Here is a 20,545-nt window from a genome sequence, read left to right on the forward strand (position 1 = left end):
TCACCAAGCGTATTGAGTTTTAAGCCTCTCCCCTTGTAGGGGAGAGGTTTGGAGAGAGGTCAAACAAGGAAAGCAACAGGCGATCGCTTTGCGCCATCGCGCTTTTGCCCAGTGCCTCTTGGGCAATTGTGAATCACTGAAGGCAATAAACAGTCGTTAGATGTTATCAGTCGCTCCTATGTCTTCATCTTGAGCCATGTTTGCCTTGGGTCTGCCATTGCCCTTTAAAAGGACATCCCGGATGACGGCGGCTTGCTGTTGAGCGTCGTGAGCCTCCTGTTCTAATCGTTTGGCTGACAGACTTTGGTTGCGATCGCGCATTCGCCCAGCCATACGACGTGATAAAGATGATTTTTCCTCTAGTGCTCTCAGGGCTATCCACAACGCATCTTCCAAGGCATCAGACTGGTTTGCCAGCAGAGTTTCTGCCGAGAAAGCGTGACCAGTGCGACACCGGAACCGCAACAAATCTCCTTCCGAAAGATCCCACAGCGTACCACCGCAGTCAGGACAAGCGAAAGAAGATGGTTTACCTGGTCGCTCGTCCTGGTTTAAAACTGTCATATTCACTTCCGCCAGTTCAGATTCAATTTCCATCTCTTGAGAAACAGGTTTTTCTGGTTCTGCTGGCACAGGCGTGTTGGCAAGAACTACCAAGGCATTTGGAATCTCCGACAGTGGCAAGATATGGTCAATGTCATCTACGTTGGCGATCGCACTGCGTGGCATTCCAGAATACATTGCATCATCAGGGTGCTGCACAACCGCCACACCATCCCGCATTTTTACCGCGCTGAGTCCCGCTGTGCCGTCGTCAAGCACACCCGTTAGCACCACGCCGACAACTCGCCGCCCGTAGGCTCGTGCAGCGGTGCGAAACAGCGGATCGATGGCTGGGCGATGGCTGTTTTCTCGTGGACCGCGCAATAAGTGGATATATCCTGGTTTCACCAGTAGGTGGTAATCTGGCGGAGCGATGTAGATCCGTCCGGGACGGATTGCTTCGTTATTTTTGGCGTGGGACGCTGGCAAGTTTCCCGCGCGTTCCAGAATACGCGGCAAAACACTCGTGCCGTGAGCCGGAACGTGAAGGACAATAAGTATCGCAGCATTTAAGTCTGGTGGTAAATGCTTGACTAGATAAGTCAGCGCTTCAACTCCGCCAGCCGATGCTCCGACAACGATAATATCGTGTCTGGGCATTTTCTATGATTCCTCACCGACATCAAAGGGCGGAAGCCCCTAAATTTCATTTATGGGGATGAAGCCCGACGGGAAATTTATTTCCCGTCATACTTATCCCTAATTCTCGTTTCCGAGATACCGCATTTCTGGGTAAAGTTTGCCTCGCTAATGTTTAGAGTCGGCTGACTCCAAGCGACACTAGCTTAACTCCCTTAAACTTGTTTAATCGCTTGGTTCCAGAGCTACAAACTGGCAAGCATTTGTAGGTGGGACTTTTAGCACTTCCTCTAAACGTAGCCCGTTTATGAGCTTAAGCTGGTCAGGTCGCGTTAACTGCAAGCCCCCGAATTTATTCGTGGGGTTTGCTCTCAACTAGGAGTCCCTGACTCATTGGAGCAACGCAAAAATCTCACTGTGCTAAATATTAAGCTAGCAAAATGGGGAAACTTGCTCCCCTAGCTTAAAGTAGATTTATCCCAAGTTAAGTAAACTACAAACGTTTGCCGTGCAGTTAAGAAGAACTCAGCTTGGGCTGCTCAACATTCTGTCCACTGAGTTCCTCACTGCGGAGTTCTTTTTCGGTCAATTGTCTTCAGGACTTTTTCGACTTCGTATGTGTATGCATTGACTGCCTGAATATGGACTTGTGTTGCGTTAACGTGCGCTTCTACAGCCTGTTGATATAAATAGAGTGACTGGGCATCATCCTGCGAATGCAATGACTGTGCATAGTGGTAGGATAGTTGTGCGTAATACTGTATCAGCGTTCCGTACTCTTCAAGAAAATGACCGCATTCCTCTAGTGACTGGTCGCTACGTTTTTGCAAAACTTTACCACACCTCTCGACTATCAAACCATGTTTTTTCGCCAGCAGTGCGTGTTCTTGTGCCGCTTGGATGCTCTTGTCAGAAACTCTATGCATAACTTTTCTTTTTTACTTCTTAAATTATCAAGATTTATGTTTTAGAAACCCAAGCATTGCCCTTGATCTAACTTATATTTTATCAAGAACTACGTTTATGGTAGTGAAGCGTTGGCGCGTGGCAATGTCCAAAATCCTAGGTACAAATTACGATTCGTACTCAACTTTTTTGCGCTATTTCTCCGGTTTGCGATTGTTCCTAAATAGATTCTTTTGAGCGTAAACAAAGAGAGCTTGAGTTTTAACAAAGTTAAGCTGAGCTTTGGCATATATAGCTTCAGCCTCAGCACGCGTAATACCTAAAGTATGCTGTTTTGAAGTTTGTTCGTCTTGAGAGCCTTTTTCATTCTCGCTTTGAACAACCAAAACGTCGGGAACCTGTTCATCCGACTTTGTTGGGAAGGCATCAGCTAGACTCACTTCACCATTATCTATTTGCCTAGCCAAACTGAGTAAAGCATCAGCTAAGATAATTGGTACCCTAATAGCCCGAGTTCTGCCAAGCTTCCATGAAGGAGCCGGTCCTCGCTTACCACGTGGGGGACTATCTAACATAGGTTAACCTGTACAAATGTATGCATCATCATGAACTTGTACAAGTTTTCTAAACTTGTACAAGTTAAGTGTAAGCTAAAGATTATTAGTAATCAAAAAACATTGCGTTTACTGCTTCACAGGTTGAGCGCGAGTACAGAGTTCAACGATCACTGATAAACCAACCTAGCTCGTATGCAAGATTGGGCAGTCGTAACAACCTTTCTGGACAAGCACCTACGTTTTTTGCTTTCGTCTTCTTGATTCAAACTTAACTAAGTACAAAACTATGCTTAACTCTGACTCTAATGATGGGCTCAAACTCCAATTAAAGGTTGCTAAAAAGAGGACTGCTACTGTATTAAAGCAGTATGTGTTAGAGGAGTTTGTCAGCCTGTTTGAGAATGCGAAGATTCAGGCTATGTTGCTGGAGTCGGAGATGGAAGTCATGGAACAAGGTATTTCTAGGTGGGTGAGTGTGATTGTTTACTACGAGCATTTAGGACAACAGATTCAAGACGAAATTCAGGCGAATTGTCAGCAATGGGCGGTTTTTCGAGATACCACAGGCATCATTGAGGTAGAAATATTTACCTGCCCATTTCTTGACCCGAAAAAGTGCATAAGTCGTGTAGATTTAAAGTGTTTGGGCGGATGGAATGACAGCCCAGTTAAACAGGGAATCCGACCAACTTTGCTCTGGTGACTGTCATTATTGTTCATAATGACAGTCAGGAGCGTAAATGTACATCATTGAACCGTAATGGTTTCCGTTTTATGCTGTTTTCTAAACGTCACCGAATTCTGGTTGTGGATGATGTCGCCGATAATTTATTTTTACTTCAAACAGTTTTAGAAGCCGAGGGGTATGACATTGATACTGCTTTAGATGCTTCTTTAGCCTTAGCGATGATTGAGGCTTCACCACCTGATTTATTGCTGCTAGATGTCATGATGCCAGATATGAGCGGCTATGAAGTTACAAAATCTATCCGCCAAAATGACAAACTACCCTTCATTCCGATTTTGCTGATTACAGCTTATGACGAGGTGAGTGTGGTAGAAGGATTAGAAATAGGCGCAAATGGCTTTATCCGTAAGCCCATCGACTTTGATTTATTACTGGCAAAAATCAGGGAAATTCTGAGCTAGTGGTAAGAACGCATTTGTTTTGAAGGCTTCGTAATGAGTGCTGCGATCGCTCAAAGAGTCTAGGACTAAAGTCCTTACTACAAACTTATACAACTATCATAATTTCTGTTAGCCAAGCACTTCTACTAGTGGCTCATGTCATTAATTCTAATGGGTTACAAGATCCCCGACTTCTTAAAGAAGTCGGGGATCTGACCCCTACGACATATGAAAATTAATGACATAAACTACTAGAACGATCACAACGCCCGGACTTGCCGTTGTCGCACACGTTCGGCACTTCCAGTAGGAATTGAGGCAATCAGCTTCTGAGTGTATTCCTCTTTAGGTTCACGGTAAATACTCTCCGCTGTGCCTTGTTCGACTATTTCACCACGATTCATTACCAAAATGCGATCGCTCATAAATTTCACGACGCTCAAATCGTGGGAAATAAAGATGTAAGTTAACCCAAATTCATCTTGCAACTCTTTGAGTAGATTCAGCACCTGTGCCTGCACCGACACATCGAGGGCGGAAACCGATTCATCGCAGATAATGAATTTGGGATTTAATGCCAAAGAACGGGCGATACAAATCCGCTGACGTTGTCCACCAGAAAACTGGTGAGGATAGCGGTTCATGGCGTCTACAGTCAATCCCACCCGTTCTAGGAGGTAAGCAACACGTTCTCGCCGTTGTTGCTTTGTCTTACCAATCGAGTGAATGACCAATGGTTCCATAATTGCTTCCCCAACCTTGAAGCGTGGATCAAGGGCGCTGAATGGATTTTGGAAAATAATTTGCATTTCTCGCCGCAACTGCTGCAACGGTTTGCCTTTGAGGTTGGTAATGTCTTGTCCCTCAAACAGGATTTGACCCCCCATTGGTTCGATTAATCGGATCAACGTTCTGCCAAGGGTCGTTTTGCCGCAACCCGATTCTCCCACCAATCCGAGCGTTTCTCCTTTTTTGACATCAAAGGAAACGTTATTCACTGCCATAAAATAACGTTTTGTGCCACCAAAAACACCTTTGACAGGGAAACCAACCTTAAGTTCGCGGACTTGCAACAAAGGTTGCTGCTGTTCTAAAATTTGCAATCTTTGATTAATCTCTTGCGTCGTCACTTCCACAGGTTGTTCGGGTTGTTTCGCCTGAATCAGCAAATCTCCCGTTGGCGTTTCCTCCACATTCATATAATCGGAAACTGTCAGCAGTTTATGTGGACGGCGGTTCAAGGTGGGACGACAAGCAACCAAGCCTTTTGTGTATGGATGTTGAGGATTTGCAAAAATTTGATCTGCCGAATTGTATTCGACAATTTTGCCTCTGTACATCACCGCGACTTTGTCGGCAATTTCTGAAATGAGTCCTAAGTCGTGGGTGATGAAAATCATTGCCATTTCCCGGCGCTGCTGCAATTCTCGCAGCAAGTCCAAGATTGTTGCTTGTACCGTCACATCCAATGCTGTAGTTGGTTCATCTGCAATCAAAACCAAGGGGTTGCAGGAAATTGCCATTGCGATCATCACCCGCTGCAATTGTCCCCCAGAAAGTTGATGTGGGTACCGTTCCAAGATTGCTTCTTTGTGTTCCTTCACCAACTGTGCTATCTTTTGCTCGTTTGGAGTTGATGAACCAAAAGAAGTGTGTTTCCAAGTCTCAAGATATTGTTGCCTGAGGGCTTCATCGCTGGGAAGGAGTTTTACCTCTTGCAGTCCGGCGATCGCAAGTCGTCGTGCTTCTGATGCTGAAACATTTTGGTGTCGCAAAATCGCTTCAGTGATCTGAAACCCAATTGTGTAAACTGGATTAAGCGAACTCATCGGTTCTTGAAAAATCATCGCGATGTCGCCGCCTCTGTGGACCTGTATTTGCTCGCTAGGCAACTGGGCTAAATTAATAGGTGGGCTATTCTCCTGAGGACGAAACCAAATTTCACCGCCACTCACTCGACCAGGATTCTGTATCAACCCCATGATAGCTAGGGATGTTACTGATTTTCCGCTTCCCGACTCCCCCACTATTCCTAGAGTTTCTCCTCGATTGAGTTCAAAGGAAATCCCATCTACAGCTTTGACAATTTTGGTGTCACCGGAATATTCAACTTGTAAATTGCGGACATCTAGGATAGTTTCTTTCATAGAAGTTGGGGTTTAAATCGTGACTTATAAATTATTTGGATTTTAACAGCGACTTTGATTTTTTTTATTGATTTTGATGTAATTTTTGACGATATTTGTTTTTAATTGTTACATCTTTATTGTTTGAGCTTGTTTAAAAGTGTGGCGATCGCCATGCAGGGCGGCTCATGAAGGAGCATCGCCTACGATGGGTATATAGCAGTCCTATCTGAATTTATGAAAATTACCTTTAAATGAACCGCCAAGACGAGCCAGCGCTGCAGGAGGGTTTCCCTCCGCAGGCGACTGGCGTCGCCAAGAACGCCAAGAAAAGAGACAACACAGAGTTAAGCGCAAGCGCAGGCTTTGCCAACACAAATGATTTAGGATTGCTATAAAGTGCCATTGCAACAAATGAAGTCACGGATGTAACGGATAATTTATAGCCTTTTTCAATGAAGTGTAATACAAAAGCATTGTGTTCCTACAATGCTGTCCCTTGTAGTATAAGTAACTGAAAAACAGTATATCTCCTGAAACCTACACGTCATTTATCCGTTACACTCCTTAATTCATCCCTTGTTAAAATGGAATGTCGTCCGGATCGGGTTCTACAGGTGGCGTGACTGGATAAGTGCTGCGCTCGAAATTTTTACTTTGGGGTATAGCTTGTTGCTCTATCTCATCTTCAGGAACAACGCCAACACTGCTTGTTGCTGCAGTAGAGGTGGGAAGGGGCGACTCATAAGTCGCAGTTGCTTTTGCAGGAGACGCCACAGGTGAGGACACTTTTGAGGACGCTTCTCGTCGCAAGGAACTGTCAGTTGTTGATTGCGTTTGCACAACCGATGGTGAGGAAGTGGTATTGATAGCTGTTCCCAAAGAGTGAATCTTTTGCACTGTCAATTCAGCACGTTTTTCTTTGAAGCCTTCTGGACGTTCAATAGTATTCATACTTAAACGTCCTTCGAGTAAGACGCGATCGCCTTGGCGATAGTTTTGCTGAATTTCTTTTGCCAAGTTCCCCCAGCCTACGACTTTTAAGGTTCCTGGTGGTTCTCCCTCCCGTACAGAGGAAAACTGTACCAGCATTTCAGTCACTTCCAAGTTATCAGCTGTAAAACGAAGTTGTGGCTCTTGGATAATTTCCGCCAACAATATGCAACTATTCATTCAATCAAATCCTCCTTATAAAATAAAATACTCAGTGATTGGAAAAGATGCAGACCTCTTTCTAAGCGATGGTATATGGGAAAAGGTGGATGAGGAAATTTGCATTTTGGGTTGTGGAGCTAGATAAATTAAAATATCGAGCTTGATTTACAATTTTCAGCAAAAAAGCTTAGTTCTGCTCTCAGTTTTTAGTCACTTTTAGCATAAAAGCCAAGCGAGTGTCGCGAACAGAGGTCATTACCCTGTTCCCAACCTTCACCTGACTCCAAAAAGCATTGAACTTGACACTTGAATTAGTATAATTGTACCATAAAAGAATTCTTAATTATTTAGGGTGAAGCGTGGAGGTAAAAATTATGGCGAATCGAGTTGCAAAATTTTAGATGTAAAAACACTTGACAATCGTCAAAAGAATAGTAATAATAAGAAAGTTGCCAATTAAGGGACTGCAAATAAGGGACTGTAGTTCAATTGGTTAGAGCACCGCCCTGTCACGGCGGAAGTTGCGGGTTCGAGCCCCGTCAGTCCCGTTGAAAGTTATGAGTGGTGACGTAGAGAGTAGAAATGACTCAATACTCAGCACTCATTGCATAAGGCTTAATATAAGCTACATGAGACGTGCTTTAGAGACAAGAGAGAAAACATTGTGACTGTTAGAGTCCGTATTGCCCCCAGTCCAACTGGGAATTTACATATTGGTACAGCCAGGACGGCTGTATTTAACTGGTTGTTTGCCCGCCACCACGGCGGTGAGTTTATCCTGCGAATTGAAGACACAGATAGCGAGCGATCGCGTCCGGAATACACAGAAAATATTCTCGAAGGGCTGCGCTGGCTGGGACTAAATTGGGATGACGGACCATTTTTTCAAACCAAGCGTTTGGAACTTTATAAACAAGCGGTTCAAACCTTGTTTGATAAAGGATTAGCTTATCGCTGCTACACCACAGCAGAAGAATTAGAAGCACTGCGTGAAGCTCAAAAAGCGAGAAATGAAGCTCCTCGCTATGATAACCGTCACCGCAACCTGACACCAGAACAAGAAGCCGCATACAAAGCTGAAGGACGTAACTTTGTGATTCGCTTCAAAATTGAAGATGAGCGGGAAATTGTCTGGAATGACTTGGTACGGGGAAAGATGGTTTGGCGAGGAAGCGATTTAGGCGGTGATATGGTGATCGCTCGCGCCGCAGCAGATGGTATTGGTTTGCCACTGTACAATTTTGCTGTTGTGGTGGATGACATGGATATGCAAATGACTCATGTCATCCGGGGAGAAGACCACATCGCCAACACCGCTAAGCAAATTCTGCTGTATGAAGCTTTTGGCGCAAAAGTGCCAGAGTTTGCTCATACACCTCTAATTTTGAATCAGGAAGGACGCAAGCTTTCCAAGCGCGATGGAGTCACATCCATTTCTGACTTTAAGCGAATGGGCTTTACCGCTGAAGGTTTGGCAAATTACATGACATTGCTGGGTTGGTCTGCGCCAGACTCGACTCAGGAAATTTTTACCTTGGAAGAAGCAGCCAAGCAATTTAGCTTTGAGCGCGTTAATAAAGCTGGGGCAAAGTTTGACTGGGCGAAGCTCGATTGGATAAATAGTCAGTACATTCACAGTATGCCAGTGGATAAGCTGACCGATTTGCTGATACCCTTTTGGGAAGAAGCTGGGTATCAATTTACAGGAGGACGTGAGCGTCCTTGGATAGAACAGCTCGTCACTTTAATTGGTCCGAGTTTGACTCGCCTTGTGGATGCAGTCGCTATGAGCAAACTATTTTTTACCGAAACAGTTGAATTTAGTGACGAAGCAAGTGCTCAATTAAAACAGGAAGGTTCTAGCGCCACTCTCAAAGGTGTGATCGCTGCTTTGGAAAATCATCAACTCACTGAAGCCAGCGCTCAAGAAATTATTAAGCAGGTGGTGAAAGAACAAAACGTCAAGAAAGGCTTGGTCATGAAAGCACTCCGATCTGGCTTAACTGGGGATTTGCACGGTCCGGACTTGATCCAATCGTGGTTGCTTTTGAATCAAATTGGTTTAGATAAGCCGCGCTTGCTTCAAGCAGTAGAAGTTGCAAGTTAGCAGCAAGCATAATTTGAGAATCAAAGTTATGGATAATGGGGGCGCACAAATATGCGCCCTTGTTTATAGAATAAATTTAGTTCTATGGATAAATTGACAAACGATGATTTTTTTGCACAGTACAAAGTGAGACAATTAGTTAAATACCCTCGCATTAGGAACTTTTTGTGTAACATAGATGTCTCTAGAAATACTTAAAAAAGTATGTCATTAAAATGCTGACAAAAGAGATAAATCGAGGGATAAGATTATCTTTGATGATGGCGGTGCTGGCGATCGCGTCAGCAATGAATACAACATCTCATGCAGAGGAAACGGCTCCAACCATTTTTGGAGATATCATCATCGGTCAAAACTCTTCCCCAAATCCCCAAAGCGTTCGCGGTATAAATGGTGGTTCCATACCGGCAAGGGAAATTGCTGGTAAAAGTGAAACTCCTACAGGTGCCTGTACTGGATATTTTGATGAAGAACCAGACCATACTGTTGAACTGACAAGTAAATTCGAGTACCTAAGACTGCAAATACAAAGCCCGGAGGATACCACTTTAATTGTTACCGGTCCTGGAGGCGTCTGGTGCAATGATGATTTTGATGGTAAAAATCCCGGTATGATTGGGGAATGGCTGCCAGGAACCTACTATATTTGGATTGGTTCTTACAAAAAAGACAAGTATCTTCCTTACACTCTAACCATATACAAAAGTTAGGTAGCGGCTACCCCGCCGCAGAAAAATTGGTGTATTGTGTTCTGAACAAGCGGCAAAATTGGCAGAATTTCTACTGGCACAAGGAATTCAGCCAAACCAGATTTGACAACCGAAATTGTCTACATTAGATTTGTTTATGGTAAAATTTCGGTTTCTCGAATCTATCACAAGATTGTTTTATAGTCAATGTTCAAACTTAATTTATTATAAAACGCTAAGTATGAAATACACGCAGCCCGGTAGGAACACAGCATGACTGTGATCCTACAAACAACCCGTATTGCAACGAATTGAGAACTGCGATAGCACCAGTCTAAGCTAGGGGTCTATGCTTGCCTGCCAAACAGTCTTGGCGGGAAATTTCTCTATTTAAAACAAGACATCCATAGCAAAATTAAGTTAAATTTAATTAAGATTCTTAATAAAGCTTCGGCTTGCTGGCTCTCAAGCTAGCGACGAAGCCATCGTCTGTCATAACATCGGATAAAAAATGCAGTTATAGACATCGGTTTGAAAGGCTCTTTCTGTGTGCCATTAATTTGTTGTATATGCATCTAGAGGCAAAATTAAGATGAAATTCTCCTGGAGAGTCCTAGTACTGTGGACATTGCCAGCTTTGGTCATTGGCTTTTTCTTTTGGCAAGGGGCATTTTCTGGTGCTCCTGCGGACACGACTAGAAATTCAGCCAATACCCGCATGACTTATGGTCGCTTTCTGGAATACTTGGACGCGAATCGAGTCACCAATGTTGATTTATATGAAGGTGGTAGAACGGCAATTGTGGAAGCCGTCGATCCAGACCTGGACAACCGGATACAACGGGTGCGGGTGGATCTGCCTGCAAGCGCTCCTGAACTGATTAACAAGCTAAAAGAAAAACAAGTTAGTTTTGACGCCCATCCGATGCGGAATGATGGCGCAATTTGGGGATTGCTGGGTAATCTGATTTTTCCTATCTTATTGATTACAGGGCTGTTCTTTTTGTTCCGTCGTTCTAGCAACCTACCTGGTGGTCCAGGTCAAGCCATGAACTTCGGGAAATCAAAAGCTCGCTTCCAGATGGAGGCAAAAACCGGAGTGAAATTTGACGATGTGGCAGGTATTGAAGAAGCCAAGGAAGAACTGCAAGAAGTTGTGACCTTCCTGAAACAACCAGAAAAATTCACTGCTGTGGGCGCACGCATTCCCAAAGGGGTGCTGTTAGTCGGACCTCCGGGAACAGGTAAAACGCTGTTAGCAAAAGCGATCGCTGGTGAAGCAGGTGTTCCCTTCTTCTCAATTTCCGGTTCAGAGTTTGTGGAAATGTTCGTCGGTGTGGGTGCATCCCGCGTCCGCGACCTGTTTAAGAAAGCAAAAGACAACGCCCCCTGTATCATCTTTATTGATGAAATCGACGCCGTAGGACGTCAACGGGGTGCAGGTATCGGTGGTGGAAACGATGAGCGGGAACAAACCCTCAACCAACTGCTTACCGAGATGGATGGTTTTGAAGGGAACACTGGCATCATTATTATTGCTGCCACCAACCGTCCTGACGTGTTAGATGCAGCATTATTGCGTCCCGGACGGTTTGACCGACAAGTGATTGTTGATGCACCCGACATCAAAGGACGTTTGGATGTTTTAAAAGTCCACGCCCGCAACAAGAAACTAGACGCTGGCGTTTCTTTAGAAGCGATCGCCCGTCGTACCCCTGGTTTTACAGGTGCAGATTTAGCGAACTTGCTCAACGAAGCTGCCATTCTCACAGCGAGACGGCGTAAAGAAGCGATCACCAATCTAGAAATCGATGATGCTGTTGATCGGGTTGTTGCCGGTATGGAAGGCACACCTTTGGTAGATAGCAAGAGCAAGCGTTTGATTGCTTACCACGAAGTCGGACATGCGATCGCAGGAACATTGCTGAAAGACCACGACTCAGTGCAAAAAGTTACCTTGATTCCACGGGGACAGGCACAAGGGTTAACTTGGTTTACTCCCACTGAAGAGCAAGGGCTGATTACTCGTGCTCAACTCAAAGCCAGAATTACTGGTGCTTTAGGTGGTCGTGCTGCAGAAGAAGTGATTTTTGGTTCTGCGGAAGTCACAACTGGCGCTGGAGGCGACTTACAGCAAGTCAGCAGCATGGCACGGCAAATGGTGACAAGGTTTGGAATGTCTGATTTAGGACCAATATCCTTGGAAAGCCAGCAGGGAGAAGTCTTCTTGGGTCGTGACTGGATGACACGCTCAGAATATTCTGAGTCAATTGCGGCTCGTGTTGATAGCCAAGTCCGTGCCATAGTTGAAGAATGTCACCAGACCGCAAAGCGGTTCATAGAGGAAAACCGCACCCTCATTGATCGGTTAGTGGATTTGCTCGTTGAAAAAGAAACCATTGACGGTGATGAATTCCGTCAGATTGTGGCTGAGTACACGACTGTACCTGAAAAGTCGCAGTATATGCCTACTCTCTAATCTTAAATTAGGTAGGGCTATGCCCTACTTCATTCAATAGGGATGGTTAGTGCCATCCCTATTTTTATTTGGATAAATTTTCATTTTCTCGATATCTATTTAACGTGAGTTCTCACGACCTCTCCCTATAAGGAAAGGCAGGAGCTACGTAAAAACGGGATTTTTAAGCCTCTCCCCTACAAGGGGAGAGGTTTGGAGAGGGGTCAAATCAAGATACATCGAACTCACGTTATTTAGTACCTCGCTGTGCTGATTGCCGTACTACTTCTACCTCTACACCTATCTGTTCGGCAATTTGCTCTATCGTCATCCCTGTTTGTAAAAGCAGTGGCACAGTTGCAGCTAACAATTCTAAACGCCCCTCTTCCTTAGCTTCCTGATAAACTCTAGTTTGTTCAATACTCAACCCTAACATCGCTTCTACCTCCTCTCGGCTAAAAGATGCAAATTTGTACACAGCGATTGTGGTGACTATATCAATTATCGCTTCTCTAGAAAGAGTGCCTGTATCTTCCTCCCTGGCACGTGCAATTAGTTGTTTAGCTTGCTCTACAGTTTGGTCTTCTTGTTGAATGGTCAATAATACCAGGCTGATACCTATAGGTTGTTCGTTGGGATCAGCCAGCTCATCCAAGTATAGGCGCTGTACCTGAGAGCTATTAAGCAAAGCACGATGCATTGTTGAGTCATCTGGCTCTAAACTCCGACTTGGAAAGATGAGCACCCCGTACCAGTCGTCATAACGTGTTTGGTTGCGGTAAAGGTAGAGGAACAATTCTGAGAAGAACCGATGGTAAAGGGACTGGTCTTTTTGGAACTGCACCTCAGCAAAAAATACAACCTTCGACTCGGCATCTTCCGGTGGTAAAAAGACTCCATCAATACGGAAACTGAGTTCCTTCACCTCGACTGAGTCAAAGCGATAATTATCGATTTGTGGCGGAGTCTGTCCAATGAGTTCAAAAAATAAGCGGGGAAATCGCTGAAAAATTTGATAGAAAATGGCATCTCGTCTCACAATTATTAGAAAAATTCAGGAGTTTGAGCAACTTTGATTGTAAACTCAACGCTTAACCCTAACTTTCATCGAGATGGCTTAACCTGATAAACGTGTGTTTATCGAAGCAAAAATTTATGACATCTCCACCCCAGTTGCTGAGTGATCCGTTTCTGCAATTACCAGCGGAAACTTCAGTGAGAGTTGTCTGGTTTACTGAGTTTGCTGGTTCTGGACATATAGTTACCTACGGTAAGAATCTCGCTCAAACTGCTGTTGCCAGGACTACTAAACTCAGCCGCACGCGGGAAGACCAACAATCACGAGTTGGAAACCAAACCGAAGACGGACAAGTTTATCAAAATCCTGTGCTACGTGATATTTGGCGACATGAGGCTGAGATTACTGGCTTAACTCCTGACACAAGAGTTTCGTACTATGTAACGAGTGCGCGAGAAGATGACGCAAGCGTTAGCAGTCATCTGTTTACGCTTGCACCCAAGCCGAGTCCAGGTAAACCAATGAAAATTCTGCTGACTTCTGATCATCAAATCAAGCCAATGGTTGCAGCAAATTTGCAAAAGGTGGTGGAGACTGTTGGACGAGTCGATGCGGTTTGGTTCGCTGGTGATTTGGTTAATATTGGCGATCGCGCCTCCGAATGGTTTGATGATCATCGTGGCGGTGCTTTCTTTCCTTGTTTGCAAGGTCGTGCTCATTATGAAATGAACAACAATGGGGTCAAGACAATCTACAGTGGCGGTGAAATCATTCAACACGCGCCAATGTTTACTTGCATTGGCAACCATGAAATTATGGGACGCACGAATCGTGGAAGTATAAATGATGAATTTGATGCTACGATGCCTCGTGCAGTTGCTCTCAAGTTATATGGGCAGGAATTTCTCAAAGAGAATTCTTTTAATACGGATACATATGAAGAGATTTTCAGCTTACCCGAGAGTAAAGAAGGTGGAAAAACTTACTACGCAGTCAGCTTTGGTGATGTGCGTTTGGTAGTACTGTACGTGACAAATATGTGGCGATCGCCCAACTTGGATCCAGAGGCTAGAGGCAGATACCGAGAACGGGAAAAAGATTTCAACACCCCAGAGAATTGGGGTTACGGGCAACATATTTATGAGCCAATTGCTAAAGGCAGCACACAATACAATTGGTTAATACAAGAACTCAATAATCCTGAGTTTCAGCAAGCAAAGTACAAAGTGGTGATGTTGCATCATCCGCCCCACACCTTGGGTGGTAACATAGTTCCGGCATATACCGACCCAGTGCAAGTTATTGAACCCGATGCTGACGGTAACATCAAGGCAGTCCGTTACGAGTACCCCAAGGATGCAGACTACATCATCCGCGATGTTATCCCCTTGCTGGAAACTGCTGGTGTGCAGTTAGTCTTCTATGGACATTCCCATTTGTGGAACCGCTTTGTCAGTCCGAGTGGAATGCACTTTTTAGAAACGTCTAATGTTGGTAACTCTTACGGTGCTGCTTGGGGTAACAATAAGCGAGAAGTGCCTATTGGCTATCAAGAGCATTATACTGAACTTGGCGATCCATATGGTTTAGGATCTGTAGTGCCAACAATTACTCCCATGCTGGATGAAGATGGGAAACCGATGCCCTATATTGCGAGTAATGACATCACGGTTTTCAGCATCTTTGACACGAGTACAGGTACGGTCAACAGCTATCGTTTTGATACACTAAACCCGGATTCGCAGGTCATTAAGTTTGATGAGTTTCAGTTGAAATAGGGCGGAAATTGCAGATTAACAAAGATAAAATAAGGCGCATTCTACCATTTTATGAAAAGGACGATACAAATCCGTAGTGTAGAGACGCGCCATGGCGCGTCTTTACAGAATTTAAATGTATCGCGATTAACGTGAAATGGTATTACTGCTGTCACGCTGGAAGATTACCTATTAACGAACCGCCAAGACGAGCCAGCGCGAATGACGGCTTTCCCTCCGTTGGCGACTGGCGTCGCCAAGAACGCCAAGGAAAAGATAGGTAATTTTGTACCGGGAAGGGAGTAGGACTGTAACGCACCTGTTCTGTTTTCTATTAACCATGAGCCAATTTTAGCTAAAGCAGCATCTAGTTTGGCTTATGGTCAGTTCGCTCACTTTTAACTAAAACGCCGTAATTCCCCATCTTCTTAAGGTGGGGATACAAGGCGGGAAAAAGCGAAACGTTCCCTAAAGGTATTTTTGCACAGCAAAAACAGTGAAGGGTTTGGGGGAAACGTCAAAGTGGTTCAATCGGCAGAAAGCAGATAGGCATAAGAAAGCAGTCGGTTGAGCAAACTCAATCGACTGCAAGCAGTGAAAAGTATCCTGAGAGCAGGAAGATTGTGACTGGTATCAACAGTAGGGTACCGGATGTAAAATGCTATGAATTTTTCTCTACACTCGTACACCTAGCACACAAGCTATTGCTTGCGCCCCTACAGGCTACCTGGGTTTAAACTGTTGTTGGATCCCAGTAGAACTGGTCATAGGTCTTCCGAGTTGCTGCGGTGAAATCACCTGTTAAGGGTTGGAAAGCATCAGCGAACTTGGTGAAGAGGGAATTCACCAAAGTATCAGCAGCATCCTTGATTCCTACTGACAACACTAGATTATCCAACTTGCCAAGGAAGTCGCCAGCGGCAGTGTTTGATTTGTCAATAACCACAGACCAGTTGCCATTACCAATAACTACGCTGTTGCTGGTGAAGACCTGGTTGCCATTACCAATGATTGTGTTGTTGCTACCGTAGTCCCAGTTACCATTACCAATGGTTGTGTTGTTATTTCCGAAGCTCCAGTTGCCATTACCAAGGGTTTTGTTGTTACTGGTTGACTCCCAGTACCAGTTGCCATTACCAATGGTTCTGTTGTTTTGAGTATTGTCTAAATTCCAGTTGCCATTACCAATGGTTGCGTTGTTCTTACTGGAGTCCCAATTCCAGTTAGCATTACCGACGCTTACGTTAGAGTGTCCATAGTTCCAGTTGGCGTTACCGATGACAGCGTTGTCAGCACCAAAGTTCTTGTTGCCATAACCAATGGGTATACCGCCTTCGGGAGTATTAAAAATGTTATCACTGCCACTGAAGGGCAACAGACCACCAAGGACAGTGGATATGATATCGTTGGGTGGTTGAACAGCTTGAGAACCACTACCAGCAACTAAGTTGCTATATGGGTCTCCACTACCACCACCGAGTTCGTTGACATTGTTGATACCAGTATTGGCGCTCAGGATGTCATTTTTATAGAGCGTCAACAAATCCGAACCTGATTTCAGAGGCGTACTGTTACCACTAAACAGTTTACTACCTGTAGCAGAGTTGACTGTTTTGGTGAAGTTTAAGAGGTCATCTTGAACAATCCTCAAAACCTCGGAGGGTGATTTGGCACTTCCGCCGCTACCGCCTTTTAAGTCGTCACCAAACACAACCTGCAAAATATCTAAGGATGATCCCTGAGGTACACTGCCAGGAGCAATAGAGGTGTTATTACTAGGTACAAGCGGGTTGCCACCACTAGCACCTGCAAGACCACCAGCAACCGGAGTACCACCAGCAGCAGCCGAGGTACCAGATCCACTTGGCAAGGTTTGAGCGTAGACGGATGTGGTGAAATTCTCAGCTGATTTAGGTATGGGGAAGTTTGTACCGTAAGCCTGTTTCAAGTAGTCGAGAGCTGGCGCATTGGTAGTACCAAACGGGTTGTTTCCACCAGCAAATGGGTTTGCTCCACTGGAGGAGGTAACAATGCCGCTCTGATATAATCTGTCACTCAGTTTGCCGATGACGGAGTCAACCATCTCCTCGACAGTATAGTTGATTACTTTTGTAAATCTTTCTGGTGTGATTTCTTTACCGATAATCCATTGATTATCATTAACAATTACGTTGCCAAGGCTAGCGAACGCTTCACCCCCACCACCGGCATAAGGGTTATTTTTAGCACTAGTAAAGGTATTGGTAGTGCCAGTTCCTAAGCCGAGACTTTGTAAGTCGCCAGCACCTTGGTTGCTACCACCAAAGCCGCCAGCACCTTGGCTGGCACTAAATGGGTTACTGTCAGCGCCGCCACTGATTGGGTTGCCAGCACCAGCGCCGCCACTGATTGGGTTACCACCACCAGCGCCGCCACTGATTGGGTTGCCAGCACCAGCGCCGCCACTGATTGGGTTGCCAGCACCAGCGCCGCCACTGATTGGGTTGCTGCCAGCACCTTGGCTGCCACTAAATGGGTTGCTGCCATCAGTAGCGCCGCCACTGATTGGAGTCAGACTGCCATCAGTAGCGCTGCCACTGATTGGAGTCAGACTGCCATCAGTAGCGCTGCCACTGATTGGAGCCAGACTGCTATCAGTAGTGCTACCACTGATTGGAGTTAGACTGCTATCAGTAGTGCTGCCACTGATTGGAGTCAGACTGCCATCAGTAGTGCTGCCACTGATTGGAGTCAGACTGCCATCAGTAGGAGCAGAGGTGATAGGAGCATAAGTGTCAACCGATAGGGAACTGCCACCACTCGTTAGGGGATCTGAGACAATTACACTATCAGCCGAGTAATTGCCAACAACGGAGTCACTGGCAGCACCACCTAGGTCAGTCACTGAGGGAACATCAGTAGCTGAGGGAATAACTGAATTGCTGTCAAACTCAACGGTAGAAGTTGTCATTAAAAATAATCCTCCTAATTTTTAGGAATGAAATCTCGTAAAATGGGGGAAATTAAATACATAAAGCCTGCCTTATTGCTTTGCTGTTTGGTTTTTTAAGTGCAGGCTGTTTATTGACTAGTAGATGTTGGAATCTTGTTGGGTTTCCCTGTAAAAAGGTCAACCCAACATTTTTTGTTTCAAACTGGGACGTTAAACAATCGGAGTGCTAGTACTAGCGATCGCATTGTTCCCAGATTGCAATTGGTCGATAGCGTTACTGAAGGTTATGATGTCACTCGCAAAGAGTTGCAATACATCAGAAGGTGATTGCGGAAGCTGACTACCAGTACCAGAATTCTGATTGGCAAGGTTGTAAAAGCTTGAGATATCAGCTTCTACCAGCTTCAAAACTTCAGAGGACGATTGCACAGGAAACACACTGCTACTACCAGTCACTGGACTGCTACCACTTGATACACTGCCACTACCAGCAACCGTGTTGTTACCACTAGACCCACTAGCATTGCCATTTAAGAAGGGTGAGTTGCTGCCATAAGCCGCATTCACCAAATCAACCACAGGTGCTAAAGGCAGGTCGCCAGTTGCAGCCGTATTGACACTTCTGTATTGGTTGACAATGTCAGTAAAGGTTGAGATGTTTGTCCGGATGCCATTTTGGACATTCAATGGTAACTGCGGAAAAACACTGTCACTACTAACAGCAGAGTTAGTGTTAGAAGTTGCCATAACTAAAAATCCTCCTATTGTTAGAACAAAAAATTTGTTGAGCAAAGGAAACTAAAAGAAGCAAGCTAAATCGGTATATAACTTTCTTCTTTGGTTTCCTGAGCGGAGGCTAGTTAATGGCTAGTAGCTCTTGAAACTATGTTGGGTTGCCACGGGTATTGGTTAACCCAACAATTTTTATTTCATGGTGTAACTCTAAGCAAACGGGCTGCTACCACCAAATTGGTTTGTGTCGAAAATGGTGCTGGAGCTTATGAAGTCACCACCTTGTAATTGACTGAAGTCATAATTTGTTGATTGATTGCTGCCAGAACCCAATACGCTGCCTGTTTGAGCATATTCATTGATAAGCCCGGCAAATGTGTTGAAAGATTCACTGTCAACGCCACTTAACAAGGACGGATCAAAGGAACCATCAGAGACATTTATCAAGAAGTCGCTAACTGTTCGCAAAGACTCTTCATTTACAGCACTAGCGCTGCCTTGATAGTTGGTGATCGGGTCAACACTAACCTCACTGTTAGGTGATAGGGAAAGCTCACTGCCACCACCAACAACCGGGGTGCTTTCAGTGTAAGCATTGCCTGCATCAATTGATGATGTGCCACCTAGGTTGTTGACAACGTTGTTAACAGCATAATCTATCTCGCTCGCAATTGCGTTTGAGTCAGGGTTACCACTGCTTACTTGTGACGTGATGGAGTCAGTCAGACCGAAACGAGTTGCGTCTATCTCGTTTGCGGATGCGTTTCCGCTGAAGGGGCTACCAGACTGATTGCTGTCACCACCAGTGCTGCCACCACCGAATCCACCAGTGCTGCCACCACCGAATCCACCAGTGCTGCCACCACCGAAGCCGCCAGTGCTGCCACCACCGAAGCCGCCAGTGCTGCCACCACCGAAGCCGCCAGTGCTGCCACCACCGAAGCCGCTAGTGCTGCCACCACCGAAGCCGCCAGTGCTGCCACCACCGAAGCCGCCACCAGATTGGCTAGCCTGGATAGCTTGGTTGCTCACGTTGCTACCAAAGCCAGGGTCAAACGGGTTGTTGCCACCGTCAGTCGCACCACCAAACGAACTGTTGCCGCTACCACTATCAGCAGGAGAGTTACCAGCGCCACTGCCGGGTAAAGTGATACCAGCCTCAGCTAAACTTGAGGAAACTAGTTGGTCAGTCTCAACCCTTGCTTGAAACGATTGCGTCTGACTTGCGTCTTCAAAATTGGTGCCACCACCTTGACTACCGCCACTACCGAAGCCACCAGAGCTTGGGTTGCTGCCACCTGAGGTGCTGCTACCTGAGGAGCTACCGCCGCTCGATTGATTGCCAGTGCCGGGTATGCTAGCAACGGCATCAGTTACGCGCCGTACGGGAGATACCTCAGGTATATCTTGAAGAAAGGAAGTGTCAGTTGCCATTAGTTAAGAATCCTTCTAGTTCTAGGTTAGAAATTGCGGAAGCACAGGCATAGAAATAAACAGAAATAAGCCTGTATTTTTAAGTTTTTCTTGCTATTCTGTTGCTAAAACTAGTAATTATTCATCCGTAACCTGTCAACGAGGAGCCGATTACAGGACTTTTTAAACTAATTTATAGATGACCCAATTAGATATGTAGGTAGTAGCTCTTGAAATGATGTTGGCTTGGTTTGGATATTAGTTAACCCAACAATTTTTCTTTCAAGGTGAAACTCTAAGCAAACGAGTTACCCACCAAATCCGCCTGCGCCACCAAATCCGCCTGCGCCACCAAATCCGCCTGCGCCACCAAATCCGCCTGCGC

17 protein-coding genes and 1 tRNA gene are annotated in these 20,545 nt (G+C 45.2%); 9 read left to right on the forward strand and 9 right to left on the reverse strand.

Translation table 11 applies throughout. The features are described from left to right. Positions 1–156: 156 nt before the first annotated feature. The 3 genes from ACM0OZ_RS35620 to ACM0OZ_RS35630 all read right to left on the reverse strand — a co-directional run bounded on the left by ACM0OZ_RS35620 (position 157) and on the right by ACM0OZ_RS35630 (position 2,663). The gene (locus tag ACM0OZ_RS35620) at positions 157–1,203 is read right to left on the reverse strand and encodes a chemotaxis protein CheB (RefSeq protein WP_414587557.1); all 1,047 of its coding nucleotides are present in this window, start codon (positions 1,201–1,203) and stop codon (positions 157–159) included. Between the two features lie 542 nt (positions 1,204–1,745). Next, complete coding sequence (locus ACM0OZ_RS35625) at positions 1,746–2,108, reverse strand: hypothetical protein (protein WP_414587558.1); 363 nt, start codon at positions 2,106–2,108, stop codon at positions 1,746–1,748. Between the two features lie 174 nt (positions 2,109–2,282). After that, entirely contained in the window at positions 2,283–2,663 is a 381-nt protein-coding gene (locus ACM0OZ_RS35630) for a hypothetical protein (protein WP_414587559.1), read from the reverse strand. A gap of 268 nt (positions 2,664–2,931) precedes the next feature. Between ACM0OZ_RS35630 and ACM0OZ_RS35635 the strand changes: the two genes are divergently transcribed. Both ACM0OZ_RS35635 and ACM0OZ_RS35640 read left to right on the forward strand, forming a co-directional pair. Continuing rightward, the gene (locus ACM0OZ_RS35635; protein ID WP_414587560.1) at positions 2,932–3,348 is read left to right on the forward strand and encodes a hypothetical protein; all 417 of its coding nucleotides are present in this window, start codon (positions 2,932–2,934) and stop codon (positions 3,346–3,348) included. Positions 3,349–3,419: 71 nt separating this feature from the next. Continuing rightward, entirely contained in the window at positions 3,420–3,794 is a 375-nt protein-coding gene (locus tag ACM0OZ_RS35640) for a response regulator (RefSeq protein WP_414587561.1), read from the forward strand. A 239-nt stretch (positions 3,795–4,033) separates the two neighbouring features. On the opposite strand, the gene ACM0OZ_RS35645 is transcribed toward ACM0OZ_RS35640, so the two are convergent. Beyond that, on the reverse strand, positions 4,034–5,920 hold the full coding sequence (locus ACM0OZ_RS35645; RefSeq protein WP_414587562.1) for an ABC transporter ATP-binding protein: 1,887 nt from the start codon (positions 5,918–5,920) through the stop codon (positions 4,034–4,036). Between the two features lie 233 nt (positions 5,921–6,153). Here ACM0OZ_RS35645 and ACM0OZ_RS35650 point away from each other — a divergent pair, with 233 nt between their 5' ends. Next, complete coding sequence (locus ACM0OZ_RS35650) at positions 6,154–6,297, forward strand: hypothetical protein (protein WP_414587564.1); 144 nt, start codon at positions 6,154–6,156, stop codon at positions 6,295–6,297. A 184-nt stretch (positions 6,298–6,481) separates the two neighbouring features. On the opposite strand, the gene ACM0OZ_RS35655 is transcribed toward ACM0OZ_RS35650, so the two are convergent. Then, a complete protein-coding gene (locus tag ACM0OZ_RS35655; protein ID WP_414587565.1) occupies positions 6,482–7,072 on the reverse strand; it encodes a single-stranded DNA-binding protein in 591 nt (196 codons plus the stop codon). Positions 7,073–7,528: 456 nt separating this feature from the next. On the opposite strand from ACM0OZ_RS35655, the gene ACM0OZ_RS35660 reads away from it, so the two are divergent. The 4 genes from ACM0OZ_RS35660 (at position 7,529) to ftsH2 (ending at position 12,329) form a co-directional block, all read left to right on the forward strand. Continuing rightward, positions 7,529–7,602, forward strand: a tRNA-Asp gene (locus tag ACM0OZ_RS35660). A gap of 116 nt (positions 7,603–7,718) precedes the next feature. Further along, the gene (gltX, locus tag ACM0OZ_RS35665; RefSeq protein WP_414587566.1) at positions 7,719–9,161 is read left to right on the forward strand and encodes a glutamate--tRNA ligase; all 1,443 of its coding nucleotides are present in this window, start codon (positions 7,719–7,721) and stop codon (positions 9,159–9,161) included. Between the two features lie 215 nt (positions 9,162–9,376). Further along, entirely contained in the window at positions 9,377–9,871 is a 495-nt protein-coding gene (locus ACM0OZ_RS35670) for a hypothetical protein (RefSeq protein WP_414587567.1), read from the forward strand. A 571-nt stretch (positions 9,872–10,442) separates the two neighbouring features. Continuing rightward, positions 10,443–12,329: an ATP-dependent zinc metalloprotease FtsH2 gene (gene ftsH2 / locus ACM0OZ_RS35675; RefSeq protein WP_414587568.1), complete on the forward strand. Its 1,887-nt coding sequence runs from the start codon at positions 10,443–10,445 to the stop codon at positions 12,327–12,329. 229 nt (positions 12,330–12,558) lie between these two features. On the opposite strand, the gene ACM0OZ_RS35680 is transcribed toward ftsH2, so the two are convergent. Further along, positions 12,559–13,347, reverse strand: a complete 789-nt coding sequence (locus ACM0OZ_RS35680) for an Rpn family recombination-promoting nuclease/putative transposase (RefSeq protein ID WP_414587569.1) — start codon at positions 13,345–13,347, stop codon at positions 12,559–12,561. Positions 13,348–13,463: 116 nt separating this feature from the next. On the opposite strand from ACM0OZ_RS35680, the gene ACM0OZ_RS35685 reads away from it, so the two are divergent. After that, a complete protein-coding gene (locus ACM0OZ_RS35685; RefSeq protein WP_414587570.1) occupies positions 13,464–15,104 on the forward strand; it encodes a metallophosphoesterase in 1,641 nt (546 codons plus the stop codon). Between the two features lie 131 nt (positions 15,105–15,235). Continuing rightward, entirely contained in the window at positions 15,236–15,367 is a 132-nt protein-coding gene (locus tag ACM0OZ_RS35690) for a hypothetical protein (protein WP_414587571.1), read from the forward strand. 449 nt (positions 15,368–15,816) lie between these two features. Here the strand turns inward: ACM0OZ_RS35690 and ACM0OZ_RS35695 are convergent, their stop codons facing one another. The 3 genes from ACM0OZ_RS35695 to ACM0OZ_RS35705 form a co-directional block, all read right to left on the reverse strand. Beyond that, complete coding sequence (locus ACM0OZ_RS35695; protein ID WP_414587572.1) at positions 15,817–18,033, reverse strand: beta strand repeat-containing protein; 2,217 nt, start codon at positions 18,031–18,033, stop codon at positions 15,817–15,819. Positions 18,034–18,225: 192 nt separating this feature from the next. After that, the gene (locus tag ACM0OZ_RS35700) at positions 18,226–18,762 is read right to left on the reverse strand and encodes a hypothetical protein (RefSeq protein WP_414587573.1); all 537 of its coding nucleotides are present in this window, start codon (positions 18,760–18,762) and stop codon (positions 18,226–18,228) included. 195 nt (positions 18,763–18,957) lie between these two features. Next, on the reverse strand, positions 18,958–20,181 hold the full coding sequence (locus ACM0OZ_RS35705; protein WP_414587574.1) for a hypothetical protein: 1,224 nt from the start codon (positions 20,179–20,181) through the stop codon (positions 18,958–18,960). Positions 20,182–20,545: the final 364 nt, after the last annotated feature.

Source organism: Scytonema sp. PCC 10023, from assembly GCF_963920835.1.
Taxonomy (GTDB): domain Bacteria; phylum Cyanobacteriota; class Cyanobacteriia; order Cyanobacteriales; family Nostocaceae; genus Kalymmatonema.